Origin of the sequence: Cnuibacter sp. UC19_7, from assembly GCF_042699995.1 — a bacterium.
Classification (GTDB): domain Bacteria; phylum Actinomycetota; class Actinomycetes; order Actinomycetales; family Microbacteriaceae; genus Cnuibacter.
This window is the reverse complement of sequence record NZ_CP170560.1, coordinates 281,621-297,335: the sequence shown is the minus strand read 5'-3', so window position 1 is coordinate 297,335 and position 15,715 is coordinate 281,621. Positions and strand designations below refer to the sequence as shown.

Sequence of the window (15,715 nt, the reverse complement as noted above, 5' to 3'; positions counted from 1 at the left end):
GGCCCGCACGACCGACTCGTGTCGATGGCGCGGGCCCTGGCGGTGCGGTGCTGCGATCAGCGTCTGCGATACGCGTTCACCAGGGGGCAGTCGAAGGGATCGCGCGCCGCGAGACCCACGCGGTTCAGGTAGCCGAGCACCTGCTGGTAGGCGACCACGAGGTTGGTCTCGGTGTACGGGATGCCGTTGGCGGAACAGTGTGCGATGACCATGTGCCGGGCCCGCGCCAGCGCAGGACGGGACATGCTCGGGAAGAGATGGTGCTCGACCTGGTAGTTGAGGCCGCCCATCAGCGCCGTCATCGGCATCCCGCCGGTGATGTTGCGCGAGGTGAGCACCTGCTTGCGCAGGAAGTCGATCTTCGAATCGGCCGGGATGATGGCCATGCCCACGTGGTTGGGGGCGAACGAGGCCCCCATGTAGAACCCGAAGACGGCGAGCTGCACGCCCAGGAAGGCGAACGCCATCCCGATCGGCAGCACCCAGAAGATCACGCCGACGTAGAGCCCGAGACGGAGCACCAGGGTCGACAGCTCGAGGATGCGCCCGTCGACGGGGCCGCAACGCAGCAGCGACCTGACCGACAGGTAGTGGAGGTTGAGGCCCTCGAGAAGCAGCAGCGGGAAGAACAGCCAGGCCTGCTTGCGGGTCACGAGCGCCATCAGTCCGTGCTGGCGGGCCGCATCCGATTCGAGGAACGAGACCGTGTCGACCTCGATGTCGGGATCCTTGCCCACCCGGTTCGGGTTGGCATGGTGGCGAGTGTGCTTCGTCATCCACCACTGGTAGCTCATGCCGACGAAGGCCGTGCCGAGGACGCGCCCGGCGCGGTCGTTGCGACGGCCGTCGGCGAAGATCTGCCGATGCGACGCCTCGTGGGCGAGGAACGCGAACTGCGTGAAGATGATGCCGAGCGCCGCGGCGATGAGCAGCTGGAACCACGACTCCTGCAGGAGGACGAAGCCGGCGATGGCTCCGCCGAGGGCGAGCACGAGGCCGCCGAACACGGCCCAGTAGAAGCCGGGCCGGTGCCGCAGCAGGCCGGCCTCGCGGACGCTGGAGATGAGCGTGGTGTAGCTGCTCGTGATCGAAGGCCGATCGCGACGTGGGGTGGTGGTGCGGACAGCGGACGAAAGACTCAAGGAGTTCCTGACCGATCGGGTTCGACTTCCCAGCCGCGGTGATGAGGAGGTCCTCGAGGATGTGGCCCACGCTACGTGCCGAACCTGGCAACCCGCCTCTGCGACCTGGATGCCTCACGTGACTTTCGAGGAATCGGTTCTTGACGATCCACTATTCGGCGTTACTATGTACCAGTAGTCAATGACACTGAATACCAGTGACGCTGAGTAGGAGCGCTATCGTGCCGAAGCAGATCACGGAGATGCTCAAGGGGACCCTCGAGGGCATCGTCCTCGCCATCCTCGCGAGCCGAGCCGCCTACGGGTACGAGATCACCTCGTGGCTCCGCGAGCAGGGGTTCAGCGAGATCGCGGAGGGGACCGTCTACGCACTGCTCGTGCGCATGGAGCAGCGCGCACTCGTCGATGTCGAGAAGGTGCCGTCCGAGAAGGGCCCCCCGCGCAAGATGTACACGCTCAACGCCGCCGGCCGCGAGTATCTGGACGAGTTCTGGAGGAACTGGAGCTTCCTCGCGGAGCGCATCGACCGGCTCCACCGAGAAGGCCGGCTCCACCGAGAAGGCCGGCTCCACAGAGAAGGAGAGAACTGATGTCACTGTCGAACCTCGCCGCCAAGATCATCGGCGAGAAGAAGCGCTGGCGGGCCTACAAGGCGCGCACGAAGGCTCTGCCTCCGCCCTATCGCACCACCGTCGATGCCATCGAGCGCTACCTCATGAACTCGGGCGAGACGCCCACCGACGGGGTCCAGCTGGTGATGCTCTTCGAGGACCTCGCCGATCTCTTCGAGGGCGCTGCCGCCGATGGCACGCCCATCCGCGACCTGGTGGGTGGCGACCCGGTCGAGTTCGCCGAGACCTTCGCACGCACGTACTCCGACGGCGGATGGATCGCCAAGGAGCGCGCTCGCCTCGCCAGGACCATCGACGAGATCGCCGACGACCGATCATGAGCACGGCGGCGATCATGAACACGGCGGCGATCGAGGTCCGAGACCTCCGCAAGTCGTTCAAGGACGTCACGGTGCTCGACGGGGTCGACCTCCGCATCGAGCCGGGGACCGTGTTCGCGCTCCTCGGCTCGAACGGCGCGGGCAAGACGACCCTCGTCCGGATCCTCTCCACCCTCCTCAGGGCGGATGCGGGAACCGCCGCGGTCGACGGGCTCGATGTCGCCCGCGACGCTCAGGGCGTCCGTGCCGCGATCAGCCTCACCGGCCAGTTCGCGGCCGTCGACGGGCGGTTGAGCGGGCGCGAGAACCTCGTGCTCATCGCGCGTCTGCGTCATCTGCGCTCCCCCGGCGCCGCCGCCGACGAGCTCCTCGCGCGCTTCTCGCTCACGGAGGCCGGATCCCGCCGGGCCGACACCTACTCCGGTGGGATGCGCCGCCGGCTCGACATCGCGATGAGCCTCGTCGGCGATCCGCGCGTCGTGTTCCTCGACGAGCCCACCACCGGGCTCGACCCGGAGGCACGCCAGGAGGTGTGGCGCACCATCTCGCGTCTGGCCGAGAGCGGCACGACCGTCCTTCTCACCACGCAGTACCTCGAGGAGGCGGAGCAGCTCGCCGACCGCATCGCGATCCTGCACCAGGGGCGCATCCTCGTCGAGGGCACCCTCGCCGAGCTGCGCGCGCTCCTCCCCCCGGCGCACACCGAGTACGTGGTGAAGCAACCCTCCCTCGAGGAGATCTTCCTCAGCCTCACGCAGAAGGACATCGTGCCATGAGCATCCACGTCATCAGCGACACCGCCACCCTCACCGGGCGCTCCCTCAAGCACATCCTGCGCAGCCCCGACACGATCATCACGACGGCGCTCATGCCGGTCGCCCTGCTGCTGCTCTTCGTCTTCGTCCTGGGCGGGGCCGTCGACCTCGGCGGCGCGGCCGGTGAGGGCTCCTACGTCGACTACCTGCTGCCCGGCGTCCTCCTCATCACGATCGCCTCCGGGATCGCGTACACCGCGTTCCGGCTCTTCCTCGACGTGCAGGGCGGCATCGTCGAGCGCCTCCAGTCGATGCCGAACGCGCGGTCCTCGGTGCTCTGGGCGCACGTGCTCACCTCGATCGCGGCGAACCTCCTCTCGCTCGCCCTCGTGGTCGGCGTCGCCGCGCTCATCGGGTTCCGCTCCCCCGCGAGCGTGCTCGATTGGCTCGCGGTCACCGGCATCCTGGTGCTGTTCACCCTCGCGCTGACCTGGCTCGCCGTCATCGCCGGGCTCACCGCCAAGTCGGTCGACGGCGCGAGCGCGTTCTCCTACCCGCTCCTGCTCCTGCCGTTCCTCAGCTCCGCGTTCGTGCCCACGGCGTCGATGCCCGGGCCCGTGCGGTGGTTCGCCGAGAACCAGCCCGTCACGGCGATCGTCGACTCGCTGCGCGCGCTGCTCGCCGGTCGACCCGTCGGCGGCGAGCTCTGGGTCGCGCTCGCCTGGTGCGTGGGCATCCTGCTGGTCACCTGGGCGGCGGCCGTCGTGGTCTTCCGTCGACGGCTCCGCTGAGCCTGCGGGTGCTCAGCCTGGGGATGCCGGGCCCGCGGATGTCGCGGGTCGGCAGGCCAACCCGGGTTGAGGTGTCGGGTCAGAGGATCCGGCACACCCGCAGTGTGACATCGCTCTCGGCGATGCCATCCGATCGCATCTGGGCGATCACCGCGTCGGCCGCCTCGATGAGCGTCGCGCACGCCGGTCGGGCGGTGGTCACGCCGAGGTTCGCCACGACGACCGTCGCCTCGTCCGACGTGCTCACGCTCGCGGTCGGCTCGCCCCGCGTCACGATCGCCTGCAGACCGCCCAGCGCGCCGGTGCGATAGAGGCGCGACACGCCCTCCACCTCCGTCAGTCGCCCGGTGAGAGCCTCGCTCAGGATGGGGTCGTTCATCGCAGCTCCTCGGGCAGTCCATGGATGTCGGTGACCGTCACCTCGATGTCGTCCACGTCGAGCACGACATGGTGCAGGAGCGCGGCGCGCACGGCCCCGCGCAGGGCGGCCACGACGACGGGGATCTCGTACCCGTATCGGACGGTCACCGTGATCTGCAGCCCCACGGGCGCGCCCAGCGTCTCCACGTCGCCCACCAGCCGCACCCGGCCCACCAGCAGCCCCTCCTGGGCATCGCCGACCGACCGCACGAGCTCGCGGACCGCACCCTCGGTGATGGCGAGCCGCACCGCGGGGTCCGGATACGGGATGGGGATGTCGCGGCCGGCGTGCGCATCCATCGCGATGTCGGCCATCACACTGCGGATCCAGCTTTCGTCGTGGGGCGTGGCGCTCTCGGCCGCGTCGAGGGCGGAGAGAGAGGTCGCCCGGAGCCGCTCCAACGCTGCGAGGGCGATCTGGCAGCCCGCCGAGTCGTCGATGGTCGGATCCGCCGGCAGGCGGCCCGCATCCAGGTAGTCCGAGAGCTCCTCGACGGTGTGTCCGTCGAGACGCTCCTCGTCGAAGAGGTCGCGCTGCTCGTCCGTCATCGCCATCCCTCCATGTCGGTCATCAGCGTGCGCCTGCTCCGGGCCAGAAGGCCTCGCACGGTCGACGGCGCGATGCCCAGGGCGTTCCCGATCTCGTCGTAGGACGCGCCACCCCACTCTCGCATGATCCAGGTCTGCCGCTGCAGATCGGGCAGGCGGCTGAGCGAGGCGTCGAGATCGCCGAGCGCGGCGGCCGTCTCCGCCCGCCGCTCCGGCAGGTCGGCCGAGGGGGCGGAGACGGTCCAGCTCTCCTCCAGCACGAGGTGGTCCTTCCTCCGGCGGATCCGATCGAGGCACTTCGTCGTCACGATCCGCATGAGCCAGCTGCGCAGGACCGAGCCGTCCTCCAGCGTGTCGATGCGGTCCCAGGCCGCGATGAGGGCGTCCTGCACCGCATCGTCCGACTCGAGCGACGAGCCCATCATGCGGGCCGCGTACGCCCGGAGCCGTCGACTGTAGCGGCGGACGATCACCTCGAACGCGGCGGCATCGCCGTCCCCGGCGCGCTCCACCAGCAGCGCGTCGGGCGCGTCGTCGAGCGGGTGCCGGTTCATCCCTCTCAGTGAGGTGCGGAGTGTCGTTCTCCGCAAGATGGTCTGAGCATTCCTCCAGCGAGCCGGGCGCCCCCGTCCGCCGCGCGGCGGGCCCACCCCGTCCGCCGAACCGGAAGGACACGCCCTCCCCAGGGCCAAAGGCGAAGGGCCTTCCCCGCCGCAGACCCGCCGGGGCTTGTCCACCTTTCCGTCGTGAATCGCGCGAAAGGCGACGGAAACCCGGACAAACCCCTGTACGAACCGGGGGGGGGCGAGGCGGGAGAACACGCACGCTCGGGTCAGGGGCGGCGGAAGAGGCGGGTGAGCAAGCGGCGGACGAGGCCGGGGCGGGAGCGTGGGCGGGGCGCGGGCCAGCCGTAGCGGCGGGCGAGCTCCGCGCTCACCGCGTCGAAGCGGGCGGCGTCCAGCGCGACGCCGGCCCGCCGGACGCCGGCCTGGTGCAGGCGGAACACGCGGTCGAGCCTCACCCAGCTGGGGCGGCCGCTGGAGTCCCAGGGGCCCGGGCCGATGCTCATCGTCCAGCGGTCGTCGTGCGGCTTCGACGTCAGCTGCACGCCGACGAGCGAGGCGTCGGGGAGGGCGGCGACGACGAGGACGGGCCTGTCCTTGCCACGGCCGTCGTGCTCTTCATAGGGCACCCACGTCCAGACCACCTCGCCGGGGTCGGCGCGGCCGTCGGTCGTCGGCGAGTAGGCGATCGAGAGTCCGCGCAGAGACGGCGGGTCGACCTCGGTCGTCGCCCACCGACCGGATCGACCGGGGCTCTCGTCGCCCGCCCGCGATGCCCTCACCACACCACCCGGGATCCGGTCAGGCCTTGCCGTACGAGGCCTCGTAGCGGGCGAGCCAGTCCTTCTGCTCGGCCATCACCGGGTGCGGCTCGCTGTACACATGGTCGAACAGCGCCGACGCGTCGGGCACCGGCAGCTCGAGCGTGCGGCGGCGGATGTCGGCGGCGTGGTCTTCCGCCTCGACGTCGATCGAGTCGAACACAGCGCTCTCGACGCCCAGCGACTCGAGGTAGCGGCGCAGACGCGGCACCGGATCCTTGGCCTGCCACTCGGCGAGCAGCTCTGGCGCCTGGTACTTGCTCGGGTCGTCGGAGGAGGTGTGCGCGCCGAGACGGTAGGTGAGCGCCTCGATCATGCGGGGGCCCTCGCCCGCGCGGGCGGCGTCCAGGTGCATCCGCGTCACGGCATACGAGGCGAGCACGTCGTTGCCGTCGATCTGCGTGCTGGGGATGCCGAAGCCGCGGGGCCGCTCCACGAGCGGGACCCTCGACTGGGTGGTCACGGGCACGGAGATCGCCCACTGGTTGTTCTGCACGAAGAACACCACCGGCGCCTGGCTGCTCGCGCTGAAGACGAAGGCCTCGCTCACATCGCCCTGGCTGGTCGCGCCGTCGCCGAAGTAGCAGAGCACCGCGGCATCGTCGTCGGTACCGGTGCCGACCACGCCGTCGAGCGCCATGCCCATCGCGTATCCGGTCGCGTGGAGGGCGTGCGACCCGATGACCAGCGTGTAGTTGTGGACGTTCCCGTTGGTCGGGTCGGTGGCATCCCATCCGCCGTGCGTGAGCCCGCGGAGGAGCGCGACGACCCCGATCAGGTCGACGCCCCGCGCGTAGGCGACGGCATGTTCGCGGTACGACGGGAACAGGTGGTCCTGGGCGCGCGCCGCGTGGGCTGATCCGATCTGCGCGGCCTCCTGCCCCTGCGAGGGCACCCAGAGCCCGAGCTGCCCCTGACGCTGGAGGTTGTGGCCCTCCTGGTCCATGCGCCGCACCACGACCATCTCGCGGTAGAAGCCGACCATGTCATCGGTGGTGAGGTCGTCGAGGTAGGACGCGAAGGGCTGCGCCGCCTCGCTCGGCTCGTAGGCGCCGTCGACGCTGAGGAAGCGGACGGTCTCGTCGTAGGGGAGCACTGGGGCCTCTCATCGCGCTCAGGGTGAGAACGTGAACAGTATGTACGTCGGTCCATGCCCCGAGGGGAATTCTTCTCAGGAGGTTGACACCGGCCGGAAGGCATCGGGGAGCGCACGTCGCATCGTCCAGCCGCCCAGCACCACCGTGGCGGCGACGAGGAGACTGAGTCGCGTGAAGAGCACCGACTGCGCGATCACGTCGAGCGACAGGGCGAGCGGGACGACGAACCACTCCCAGCGTCTGCTCAGCACGATGAACGGGATGAGCAGCAGCGCGTACCAGCCGTAGCGCGGGCTCACCACGATCAGGGTCGTTCCGATGAGGACGGTCTGGGCGACCCACGGCGCCGCCGGGTCGGCGTGGCGGAGGCAGAGCACGGCGGTGACGGCGAGCAGGATCGCGGCGGGGACGACCGCCAGCGGCCCCGGCACGACGAGGGAGATCAGCGCGAAGGCGCTGCCGTCCTCGTACCCCTCCTCCCCCAGGTAGCCGGGCAGATATCCGAGCACGCCCGGCCCCGACTGCACGACGAACGGGATGTACAGGGCGGCGAAGGCGCCGAGGGACGCGATCACCATGAGCCAGGCCCCGCGGACGCGCAGGAGCGGAGGCATCGCGATGGCCGGCACGAGCTTCGTCGCGACCGCCGCCCCGAGCAGGATCCCGCCGAGGAGGAGGCGCAGGCGCTCCCGTGCGCCGGGCGTCGAGCGCCCGGTGGCATCGACGACGCCGGGCCTCCTGCGCCGGACGGCGGAGACGACGACGAGGCTGCCCGCGAGTGCGAGCGCCGCCCCGAGCACGTCGACGTGAGAGTTCGTCACCGCCTCGGTCGCCACGAACGGGCACCATCCCCAGGCGGCCGCCCAGCGCGCACTCCGCCAGCGCTCCCCTGTGCTCTCCCCCGCTGAGCTCTCCCCCGCGCCGCCCCGCGCGCGCTCCCCCGTGCTCTCCCCCGCTGAGCTCTCCCCCGCGCCGCCCCGCGCGCTCTCCCGTGCATCTCGCCGCCGCAGCGCCAGGAGCAGCATGACGGTCACCGCCAGCGAGACGAGCAGGCCCCCCACCTGGAACGGCCAGTACTCGGCCTCGACGGGCACGACCGCGCGGACGGCGGCGAAGTACAGCTCGGCCGTGGGCGGGTAGATCGTAGGCACCTGGGGGCGGTTGATCGCCGTGCACAGCGGCAGGTCTCCCGGGACGGTCCGGGTGTTGTCGATCCGCAGACCCGCGCACTCGAGGGTGCCGTTCTCGAAGATCCTGGTGGTGGGGAACAGCCAGTCGGTGCGATACGGCGCGAGCGCCTCCGCCGCCGGCACCTCGGCGTAGGGCGAGACGCCCGCGTTCTGCAGGATGCCGTCCCAGCTGTAGCGCGCCGAGTCGGTGCTCGTGTTGGGCGGCCCTGCGAGTGCGGCGCCGCCCACGAAGACGGCTCCGATGAGCACCACCGCGGGCACGGCGCGATCCGGCACTCGTCGGAGCAGCGCCATCGCGAGGCCGAAGAGCAGCCAGGCCAGGAGGGTCGTGACGAGGAACGCGGGCGCCTGCGAGCCGTCGAAGAGCTGCATCCGCGACGCCATGAGCCCGATCACCACGGCCACCGCGAGCGAACCGGCGAGCGCGACGGCGCTGCGGCGGAGCCGTGCGATCCGTCCTGGCTCTGTCACGGGAATGCTCCTGACTCGATCGTGGCGGCGACACGACGACGCCGGGGGTGCCGCCCTGGCTCTGTCACGGGGATGCTCCTGACTCGATCGGGGCGGCGACACGACGACGCCGGGGGTGCCGCTCCTTCGAGCTGACACCCCCGGCGTGGCCGCGGGCACTACTTGGTGTTGACGGTGATCTTCGCCACGCCGACGAGGAGGCCCTCCTTGACGGCGTCGGTGTTGAAGGTCTTGTTCAGCAGGGCCGCCGCATCCGCCGAGACGTGCACCGTGGTGCCCTCGAGGATCGCGGTGTCACCGGAGGTCTGCAGCGGCTTCAGGGTCGACCCGTCGAGGTCGAACAGGAAGGCCTGCTTGACGACGGAGGTGCCGTTGGCCGCGACGTCACCGTACAGCTTCGAGGTGCCGGGGTCGATCGTGAAGTTCGTCAGCTCGACGGTGGTGCCACCGGCGCTGAGCGAGAGACCCGAGCCCTCGTGGTCGATCTCACCCTGCACGTAGGGGCGGTAGGACTGGTTCGGGTCGTAGTAGTCGACGTTGCCGCCCGTGATCGGGAAGCTCAGCACGCCGTCGGTCAGCGTGCCCGTGCCGACCACGCCCGGGGTGAGCCCGAGCGACGTGAGCGCGTCGAGGAAGCCCTTGTCGACCGTGACCTGGGTCATCTCACCGGTGAGCTTCGGGATCGACGCCACGGGCGTCGGGGTGGACGAGGCAGACGGGCTCGAGGCGGCCCCGGTGTCGGAGGAGCTGGATCCCGAGCAGGCGGCGAGCGAGAACGCGAGGGCTCCCGCAGCAGCGGCTCCGATGACGGCCTTCGTGAAAGTACGCATTGTTGTCATTCCTCACTTCGTGTGGCGATTGCCGGACGCCGAGGGTTCGGGACGGTCGGTCGCTTCGGACTGGTCCGGATCGCTGTTTCCCAGCCCGTTTTCAGGTTCGGATCCGAATCCGTTCTGGACCGAACCGACGAGAGGAGGCGGGGATGCGAGAACTGCTCCATCGGACGCGGATCGCGCTCGCGACGCCGTCGCGCACACCACGCATGGCGGTGGTCGTGGGCAGGCTGCTCGGGGCCGCGTTCCTGGTCTGCTTCGCCACCGGCCTCTACAGTCACTTCCTCCAGGAGCCGTTGCCCTGGATGCGGTTCTCGCCGTCGCCGGCGTGGCTGTATCAGGTGACCCAGGGCATCCACGTCACCGCGGGCATCGCGTGCCTCCCCCTGCTCCTGGGCAAGCTCTATGCGGTCTACCCGCAGCTGTTCCAGACGCCGCTCGTGCGCGGCCCGCTGCACCTCGTCGAGCGCGCCTCGATCGCGCTGTTCGTGGGAGCGTCGCTCGTCGAGGTTTCGATCGGACTGGTCAACACCTTCCAGTGGTATCCGTGGCCGTTCGGCTTCCGTGAGGTGCACTTCGCGCTCGCGTTCGTGGTGGTGGGCTCGCTCGCGGTGCACATCGGGGTGAAGCTGCCCGTCATCGCTCGGCACTGGACGACGCGGTCGTCGGCGGCCAGCGATCGGGAGGATGAGGTCGAGCCGGCGGCGTCGACGGCATCGCAGTCGGCGTCGGAGCCGCCGGCACCCACGGCGTCAGCAGAGGCGCGCGGGCTCACGGGCCGCGTGTTCCGCTGGATCGACGCCACCCCGCGGCGCTCCCCGGAGGTGTCGCGACGCGGATTCCTCACGGCGGTCGGCGCGTCGGTGGTGGGCGTCGTCGCCCTCACCGCGGGGCAGTCGTTCCGGGTGCTCGATCCGATCAACGTGTTCGCGCCCCGGAAGCAGGGCCTCGGGCCGCAGTCGCTCCCCGTCAACCGGACGGCGGAGCAGGCCGCGGTGACGGAGTCGGCACTCGACCCCGGCTGGGCGCTCGTGGTGACGGCCGGGGCGACCACCAGGGCGTTCACTCGCGAGCAGCTGCTCGCCCTGCCCCAGACCACCGCCGACCTCCCCATCGCGTGCGTCGAGGGGTGGAGCCAGACCGCCACCTGGACCGGCGTCCCGGTGCGTAGGCTGCTCGACGAGGTCGGTGCGAATCCGGATGCGCCGCTCACGCTGACCAGCCTCGAAGCCGAGGGCGCCTACCGGCAGACCCGTATGGGCGGCGAGTACTCCTCCGACCCCTCCACGCTCGTGGCCCTCCGGCTCGACGGCCAGGACCTCGACCTGCAGCACGGCTATCCCGCCCGCATCATCGCGCCCGGGCGGCCCGGGGTGCTGCAGACGAAGTGGCTCGCGCGGATCGAGGTGGACTGACGTGATCTGGACCAGACGCATCCTCATCGCCGTGGGAGCCGCCGCCATCGCGCTCGGCGCCGTCGTGCTCGCGTCCGACCAGACCGTGCCGCAGATCGTGGGCGTGGGCGCGTGGCTGATCGCGGCCATCGTGATCCACGACGGTGTGCTGGCCCCCGTCGCCTTCGGTGTCGACGTGGTGCTGCGGCGCACGGGTCGCCGGATCCGGCCCGTGTACCTCGTGGTGGCTCAGGTGGCGGTCGTCGTGGGTGCGGTGCTCACCCTCGTGGTCGCGCCGGAGATCCGCGCCACCACGATCGGCAACCCGAACCCCACGGTGGTGCCGTTCGACTACGGCGTGCGGCTGGCGTGGATGTGGGCCGCGCTCGCGGTGCTCACGGCCCTGGTCTGCCTGGCGATCGCCCTGGGCTCCCGCTCGCGCCGCGCCGGCTCCGGCGACGGCTCGCGCCGCGCGGCCTCCTGAGGCGCACTGCGGATACCACCCCCTGGTTTCGCTGCCTGTATGGCGTGTCGCCGGGCCATTGACCACGCGAGAAGCCATGCAGGCAGCGAAAACGGCCCGGCCCGGCCCGGCCCGCATCGGGCACGGGCCGGGCTGGATCGGGCGGGGCTGCGCGGACTCAGGCGGTCGCGGGGACCTCGAGAGAGCGGATGCCGCCGACGGCGGCGCGCACGGCGGCCGCGAAGCGGGTGCGGGGCACCTCCTGCGCGATGCGCAGGGCGTCGTCGATGGTGTCGACGTCGTCGAGCGGGGGCAGCATCCGCACCCGGTGACCGGCGGCGTGCAGCCGCGCCAGCTGGGCGCGACCGGTGAAGTCCTGCGACATGGGGACTCCGCGGATGAGGTCGCCGTCGGGTTCGCGCATGGCCAGCGCCCAGAACCCGCCGTCGAGCGCCGGGCCGAACATCGAGTCGGCGTCGTCGGGCCAGTGACGCAGCAGCGGAAGGAGGTGTCTCGCCGACACCTGAGGGGTGTCCATGCCGATCAGCACCATCGGCTCGGCGACCGAGTCGAACACGGCGCCGAGGCGCAGGTCGAGGGTCCCCGCGATCTGCGGCAGCACCTCCCAGTCGCCCGGGACGGGAGCGTTCTCGCCCGCGAACGCGATGATGCGCCGCGTGAAGGGGAGCGTCGAGATCACATCCACGGTGTCGGCGAGGCTCGCGGAGGCGACCTGCGCCGCCTGCTCGAGACTGAGCGGCGGGTTCAGGCGGGTCTTGACCCGGCCCGGAACGCACTCCTTGGCGATGACGACTGCGGCGACCACGGCGACCTCCTCGGAAACGGTTGCATCGATCATTCGCTGCCGACGCCGAGTCGGATGGGAGGGAACAGGCTTCGTTCAGCCCGCTCTCAGGAGGCGGGACATGTCGCGCACCGCGCCGATCGTGCCGCGCACCGTCCCCGTGACCTTCGAGCGCCCGACCCGAGGCGCGTACGACGTGTCGAGTTCGAGCACACGCCACTCCGCCCGCGACGCGCGGAGCAGCATCTCGAGCGGATAGCCGCTGCGGCGGTCACGGAGGTCGAGGCCCAGCAGATCCTCCCTCCGGGCGACGCGCATCGGGCCGAGGTCGTGCAGCCGCAGCCCCGTCGCGCGATGGATGAGCCGGGCCAGCCCGCGGTTGGCCAGGCGCGCGTGCGGCGGCCACGCGCCGCGCACGCTCGGACGCCGACGTCCGAGCACCAGATCGGCACGCCCCTCCGAGACGGGGGCGACGAGCCGGGGCAGCTCGGCCGGATCCATCGAGGCGTCCGCATCGCAGAACGCCACCAGGGGGGCCGTGGCCGTGAGCAGCCCGGCGTGAGCGGCCGAACCGAAGCCGCGGCGGCTCTCGCGGACCACCGTCGCGCCGTGCGCCTCCGCCACCTCGGCCGTGCCGTCGCTGGAGCCGTTGTCGACCACGATCGCGCGGTACCCCGCGGGCAACCGGCCGAGCACCCACGGCAGGGCGCCCGCCTCGTCGAGGGCGGGCAGGACGACGTCGACGTCCGCCGTCATCGTGACACCACGGCGGCGCGCAACGGAGCGCTCGCGAACTCGCGCATCCCGTCGTCGAAGGACTCGGTCGCACGCCACCCGAGGTCGTCGGCCATGCGCCGCGACGACGCGGTGATGTGGCGCACGTCGCCGAGGCGGTACTCCCCCGTCACCACCGGTTCCTGCCCGCCGGCGGCCGCGCTGAGCGCCGAGGCCACCTCGCCGACGGTATGCACGTGGCCGCTGCCGACGTTGTACGCCCGGAAGGCGTCGGAGCCGGTCTGCACGGCGTCGAGGGCCGCCAGGTTGGCCCGGGCGACGTCGCGGACGTGGACGAAGTCGCGCCGCTGGGCTCCATCCTCGAACACCCGCGGCGCCTCCCCGCGCTCGATCGCCGAGCGGAAGAGGGAGGCCACACCCGCGTAGGGCGTGTTCTGCGGCATGCCCGGTCCGTAGACGTTGTGGTAGCGCAGCGCGATGGCGGATCCGCCGACGGAGCGCGCCCACGAGGACGCCAGGTGCTCCTGGGCCAGCTTGGTCGTGGCGTAGACGTTGCGGGGATCGAGCGGGGCCGCCTCGTCGATGAGCGTCGGCTCGAGCGGGAGACCCGTCTCGGGGTCGAGCGGATCGAAGCGTCCGGCGTCGAGGTCGTCTCTCGCCCGCGCGGGCGGTCGGGTCAGACCGTGCCGTCCGAGGTAGGCGCCCTCGCCGTAGACCACCATCGAGGATGCCAGGACGAGCGCCCGGATCCCGACGTCCGCCATCCCGGCGAGCAGAACCGCCGAGCCGGTGACGTTGCTGGTGACGTAGTCGGGCGCATCCGAGAAGTCGACGCCGAGGCCGACCTTGGCGGCCTGGTGCGACACCACGTCGACCCCTGCCAGGGCGCGGGCGACGTCGGCCGGGTCGGTGACCGAGCCGGTCACGACCTCGACGCGGGGATCGATCGGCGTACCCGTGCCGCTCGCGTCTCCCGAGGCGTCGGGACCGTGCACGTCGGCGCGGAACGAGTCGAGGACGCGCACGTCCCACCCGGCGTCGAGCGCGGCTGCGACGATCTCGCCACCGATGAAACCCGCGCCCCCGGTGACGAGCAGCCGGGTCATGCGCTCTCGACCACCAGGATCGGGACCGACGTCGGCTGGTCCGAGCCGCCCGCCGGCTCGACGGTGACGGCGATCGCGGCACCCTGGGTCATCGTGCCGTCGAGCACGTGCCACGTGGTGCTGTCGCCCGCCTGGAACGTGCCCGCCGCGACGACCTGATCGGCGCCGACGTACCAGGCCTCGTAGGTCCGGTCGCTCGGCAGGGCGCTCAGCCCGTCGACGAGCACGGCCGACCGGCCCATCGACTCGGACCATACGACCGTAGCGGAGCTGCCGTCCTCCATCGTCGACCGGGCCGACTTCGAGTCGGGCGCCGACGTGATGGCGGCGAGCTGCTCCGCCGACGCTGTCACCGCCGAGGTGTCGGAGACGGAGGTCGTGATCGCGGAGCCGACCACGCCGCCGCCGAGGAGCAGCGCGGCCGCGGCGGCCACGCCGCCGAGCAGCACCGCGGGACGCGAGAACCATCGACGCTGAGCGCGCTGCTCCGCCGGCGAGGCGGTGGCAGGCGTGCCCGAGGCAGGAACGCTGTCTGCGGGGAGGGTCGGATCGGCCTCGGGGTCGCGCTCAGGCTCGAACGCGAGCAGCGGGTCATCGGCCCGGAGCGGCACGGCGTCGACGAGACCGAGCCGAGCCAGCCCGGAGTCGGCCTGCGGGGTCGTCTCCCCGGGCATGCCGGACTCGGAGTCGTGGTCCGCCTCGCGTACGTCGGGCGTGCTCTCGGCGTCCGGACGATCCTGGGGCGTGAGGGCGATCTTCGCCATCAGGTCGGCCTTGAGCTCCGCCGTCGGCTCGACGGGGACCGCGGCGAGCCCGAGCATCCCCGCGGTCTCGCGGAACGCGTCGAGCTCTCCGCGAGCCGCGACCGATCCCTCGGCGGCGCGCTCCACGGCCGCCGCCTCCTCGCGCTCCGTCGCATCGAGCGCGTGCGCGGCAGCCGAAGCCGACCGGTCGAGGTCGTCGCCGGGTCGCTGTCCATCGCCGGTCATGCCATCACTCCCATCGCGTCCCTGAGCCTGATCATCCCGTCGCGCAGCCGGGTCTTGACGGTGCCCACCGGCACCGACAGCGTCGCGGAGATCTCGGTGTGGGTGAGCCCGCCGTAGTACGCCATCTCGATCGCCTGCCGCTGCAGCTCGGTGAGCTGCGCGAGGGCGCGTTTGACCCGTTCGTTCTCGATCCGGATCTCGGCTGTCTCGGCGACGACGTCGTAGGCGCTGTCGAGGTCGCGGATGCCGATCCGCTCGTCGCGATCGTGGCTCGACTGAGACGAGCGGATGCGGTCGACGGCTCTGCGATGACCCATCGTGAGAAGCCACGACATGGTGCTGCCTCGCGTGGCGTCGAAGCGGGGCGCGGTGCGCCAGACCTCCAAGAACACCTCCTGGGTCACCTCCTCCGATTGCGCATGGTCGATCAGCAGACGCTGGACGAGACCCAGCACCCGCGACGCGGTCCTGTCGTAGAGGGCGCTGAACGCCTGCTGGTCGCCCTGGGCGACCGCGGCCATGAGGTCCTCGAGCGGCACGGCCACCGGATCTCCGGTATGGCCGGGGGATGGTTCGTCGCTGCTCACGATCCTCAGCATTGCAGGAAACCCCTCTCGAAGTCCGCGACCGGGTCGTGAT

19 protein-coding genes are annotated in these 15,715 nt (G+C 71.2%); 6 read left to right on the top strand and 13 right to left on the bottom strand.

What is annotated here, in order from left to right; translation table 11 throughout:
- Positions 1 to 56: 56 nt before the first annotated feature.
- Complete coding sequence (locus tag ACFJGV_RS01455) at positions 57 to 1,142, bottom strand: fatty acid desaturase family protein (RefSeq protein WP_378146268.1); 1,086 nt, start codon at positions 1,140 to 1,142, stop codon at positions 57 to 59.
- A gap of 221 nt (positions 1,143 to 1,363) precedes the next feature.
- Between ACFJGV_RS01455 and ACFJGV_RS01450 the strand changes: the two genes are divergently transcribed.
- Genes ACFJGV_RS01450 through ACFJGV_RS01435 form a run of 4 tightly spaced genes read left to right on the top strand, consistent with a single transcriptional unit; the run spans position 1,364 to position 3,640 of the window.
- A complete protein-coding gene (locus ACFJGV_RS01450) occupies positions 1,364 to 1,732 on the top strand; it encodes a PadR family transcriptional regulator (protein ID WP_378146267.1) in 369 nt (122 codons plus the stop codon).
- A complete protein-coding gene (locus tag ACFJGV_RS01445; protein WP_378146265.1) occupies positions 1,732 to 2,094 on the top strand; it encodes a DUF1048 domain-containing protein in 363 nt (120 codons plus the stop codon). The genes ACFJGV_RS01450 and ACFJGV_RS01445 overlap by 1 nt, the downstream gene beginning before the upstream one ends.
- Positions 2,095 to 2,108: 14 nt before the next feature.
- Positions 2,109 to 2,870 (top strand): ABC transporter ATP-binding protein, encoded by a 762-nt coding sequence (locus ACFJGV_RS01440; RefSeq protein WP_378148605.1) that lies wholly within the window; start codon positions 2,109 to 2,111, stop codon positions 2,868 to 2,870.
- Positions 2,867 to 3,640 carry an ABC transporter permease gene (locus tag ACFJGV_RS01435; protein ID WP_378146264.1) on the top strand — a complete coding sequence of 258 codons (774 nt, stop codon included), beginning with the start codon at positions 2,867 to 2,869 and terminating at the stop codon, positions 3,638 to 3,640. Before ACFJGV_RS01440 ends, ACFJGV_RS01435 begins: the two co-directional genes overlap by 4 nt.
- Before the next feature lie 79 nt (positions 3,641 to 3,719).
- On the opposite strand, the gene ACFJGV_RS01430 is transcribed toward ACFJGV_RS01435, so the two are convergent.
- From ACFJGV_RS01430 to ACFJGV_RS01400, 7 genes are all read right to left on the bottom strand, one after another.
- A complete protein-coding gene (locus tag ACFJGV_RS01430) occupies positions 3,720 to 4,019 on the bottom strand; it encodes a hypothetical protein (protein WP_378146262.1) in 300 nt (99 codons plus the stop codon).
- Positions 4,016 to 4,609: a hypothetical protein gene (locus ACFJGV_RS01425; protein ID WP_378146261.1), complete on the bottom strand. Its 594-nt coding sequence runs from the start codon at positions 4,607 to 4,609 to the stop codon at positions 4,016 to 4,018. The genes ACFJGV_RS01430 and ACFJGV_RS01425 overlap by 4 nt, the downstream gene beginning before the upstream one ends.
- Complete coding sequence (locus ACFJGV_RS01420; protein ID WP_378146260.1) at positions 4,606 to 5,163, bottom strand: RNA polymerase sigma factor; 558 nt, start codon at positions 5,161 to 5,163, stop codon at positions 4,606 to 4,608. Before ACFJGV_RS01420 ends, ACFJGV_RS01425 begins: the two co-directional genes overlap by 4 nt.
- Positions 5,164 to 5,441: 278 nt before the next feature.
- The gene (locus ACFJGV_RS01415; RefSeq protein ID WP_378146259.1) at positions 5,442 to 5,954 is read right to left on the bottom strand and encodes a type II toxin-antitoxin system PemK/MazF family toxin; all 513 of its coding nucleotides are present in this window, start codon (positions 5,952 to 5,954) and stop codon (positions 5,442 to 5,444) included.
- Between the two features lie 19 nt (positions 5,955 to 5,973).
- Complete coding sequence (locus ACFJGV_RS01410) at positions 5,974 to 7,089, bottom strand: thiamine pyrophosphate-dependent dehydrogenase E1 component subunit alpha (RefSeq protein WP_378146258.1); 1,116 nt, start codon at positions 7,087 to 7,089, stop codon at positions 5,974 to 5,976.
- A gap of 75 nt (positions 7,090 to 7,164) precedes the next feature.
- Entirely contained in the window at positions 7,165 to 8,751 is a 1,587-nt protein-coding gene (locus tag ACFJGV_RS01405; protein WP_378146256.1) for a glycosyltransferase 87 family protein, read from the bottom strand.
- Positions 8,752 to 8,909: 158 nt separating this feature from the next.
- Entirely contained in the window at positions 8,910 to 9,581 is a 672-nt protein-coding gene (locus tag ACFJGV_RS01400; RefSeq protein WP_378146254.1) for a hypothetical protein, read from the bottom strand.
- A 152-nt stretch (positions 9,582 to 9,733) separates the two neighbouring features.
- On the opposite strand from ACFJGV_RS01400, the gene ACFJGV_RS01395 reads away from it, so the two are divergent.
- Both ACFJGV_RS01395 and ACFJGV_RS01390 read left to right on the top strand, forming a co-directional pair.
- Complete coding sequence (locus tag ACFJGV_RS01395; RefSeq protein WP_378146252.1) at positions 9,734 to 10,999, top strand: molybdopterin-dependent oxidoreductase; 1,266 nt, start codon at positions 9,734 to 9,736, stop codon at positions 10,997 to 10,999.
- A 1-nt stretch (position 11,000) separates the two neighbouring features.
- On the top strand, positions 11,001 to 11,462 hold the full coding sequence (locus ACFJGV_RS01390) for a hypothetical protein (protein ID WP_378146251.1): 462 nt from the start codon (positions 11,001 to 11,003) through the stop codon (positions 11,460 to 11,462).
- Between the two features lie 157 nt (positions 11,463 to 11,619).
- Here the strand turns inward: ACFJGV_RS01390 and ACFJGV_RS01385 are convergent, their stop codons facing one another.
- The 5 genes from ACFJGV_RS01385 to ACFJGV_RS01365 all read right to left on the bottom strand — a co-directional run bounded on the left by ACFJGV_RS01385 (position 11,620) and on the right by ACFJGV_RS01365 (position 15,675).
- The gene (locus tag ACFJGV_RS01385; protein WP_378146249.1) at positions 11,620 to 12,267 is read right to left on the bottom strand and encodes a DUF2064 domain-containing protein; all 648 of its coding nucleotides are present in this window, start codon (positions 12,265 to 12,267) and stop codon (positions 11,620 to 11,622) included.
- Positions 12,268 to 12,342: 75 nt separating this feature from the next.
- Positions 12,343 to 13,002, bottom strand: a complete 660-nt coding sequence (locus tag ACFJGV_RS01380; protein WP_378146248.1) for a glycosyltransferase family 2 protein — start codon at positions 13,000 to 13,002, stop codon at positions 12,343 to 12,345.
- A complete protein-coding gene (locus ACFJGV_RS01375; RefSeq protein WP_378146246.1) occupies positions 12,999 to 14,087 on the bottom strand; it encodes an NAD-dependent epimerase/dehydratase family protein in 1,089 nt (362 codons plus the stop codon). The genes ACFJGV_RS01380 and ACFJGV_RS01375 overlap by 4 nt, the downstream gene beginning before the upstream one ends.
- Positions 14,084 to 15,076 (bottom strand): anti-sigma factor, encoded by a 993-nt coding sequence (locus tag ACFJGV_RS01370; RefSeq protein WP_378146244.1) that lies wholly within the window; start codon positions 15,074 to 15,076, stop codon positions 14,084 to 14,086. Before ACFJGV_RS01370 ends, ACFJGV_RS01375 begins: the two co-directional genes overlap by 4 nt.
- Positions 15,073 to 15,675 carry a sigma-70 family RNA polymerase sigma factor gene (locus ACFJGV_RS01365; protein ID WP_378146242.1) on the bottom strand — a complete coding sequence of 201 codons (603 nt, stop codon included), beginning with the start codon at positions 15,673 to 15,675 and terminating at the stop codon, positions 15,073 to 15,075. Before ACFJGV_RS01365 ends, ACFJGV_RS01370 begins: the two co-directional genes overlap by 4 nt.
- Between the last annotated feature and the right edge of the window lie 40 nt (positions 15,676 to 15,715).

Excerpts from the sequence above, each read along its gene's own strand:
- ACFJGV_RS01365 (WP_378146242.1), bottom strand. The coding sequence starts at position 15,675 with ATGCTGAGGATCGTGAGCAGCGACGAACCATCCCCCGGCCATACCGGA.
- ACFJGV_RS01375 (WP_378146246.1), bottom strand. The coding sequence starts at position 14,087 with ATGACCCGGCTGCTCGTCACCGGGGGCGCGGGTTTCATCGGTGGCGAG.
- ACFJGV_RS01395 (WP_378146252.1), top strand. The coding sequence starts at position 9,734 with ATGCGAGAACTGCTCCATCGGACGCGGATCGCGCTCGCGACGCCGTCG.
- ACFJGV_RS01440 (WP_378148605.1), top strand. The coding sequence starts at position 2,109 with ATGAACACGGCGGCGATCGAGGTCCGAGACCTCCGCAAGTCGTTCAAG.
- ACFJGV_RS01400 (WP_378146254.1), bottom strand. The coding sequence starts at position 9,581 with ATGCGTACTTTCACGAAGGCCGTCATCGGAGCCGCTGCTGCGGGAGCC.
- ACFJGV_RS01445 (WP_378146265.1), top strand. The coding sequence starts at position 1,732 with ATGTCACTGTCGAACCTCGCCGCCAAGATCATCGGCGAGAAGAAGCGC.
- ACFJGV_RS01425 (WP_378146261.1), bottom strand. The coding sequence starts at position 4,609 with ATGACGGACGAGCAGCGCGACCTCTTCGACGAGGAGCGTCTCGACGGA.
- ACFJGV_RS01435 (WP_378146264.1), top strand. The coding sequence starts at position 2,867 with ATGAGCATCCACGTCATCAGCGACACCGCCACCCTCACCGGGCGCTCC.
- ACFJGV_RS01380 (WP_378146248.1), bottom strand. The coding sequence starts at position 13,002 with ATGACGGCGGACGTCGACGTCGTCCTGCCCGCCCTCGACGAGGCGGGC.
- ACFJGV_RS01420 (WP_378146260.1), bottom strand. The coding sequence starts at position 5,163 with ATGAACCGGCACCCGCTCGACGACGCGCCCGACGCGCTGCTGGTGGAG.
- ACFJGV_RS01370 (WP_378146244.1), bottom strand. The coding sequence starts at position 15,076 with ATGACCGGCGATGGACAGCGACCCGGCGACGACCTCGACCGGTCGGCT.
- ACFJGV_RS01430 (WP_378146262.1), bottom strand. The coding sequence starts at position 4,019 with ATGAACGACCCCATCCTGAGCGAGGCTCTCACCGGGCGACTGACGGAG.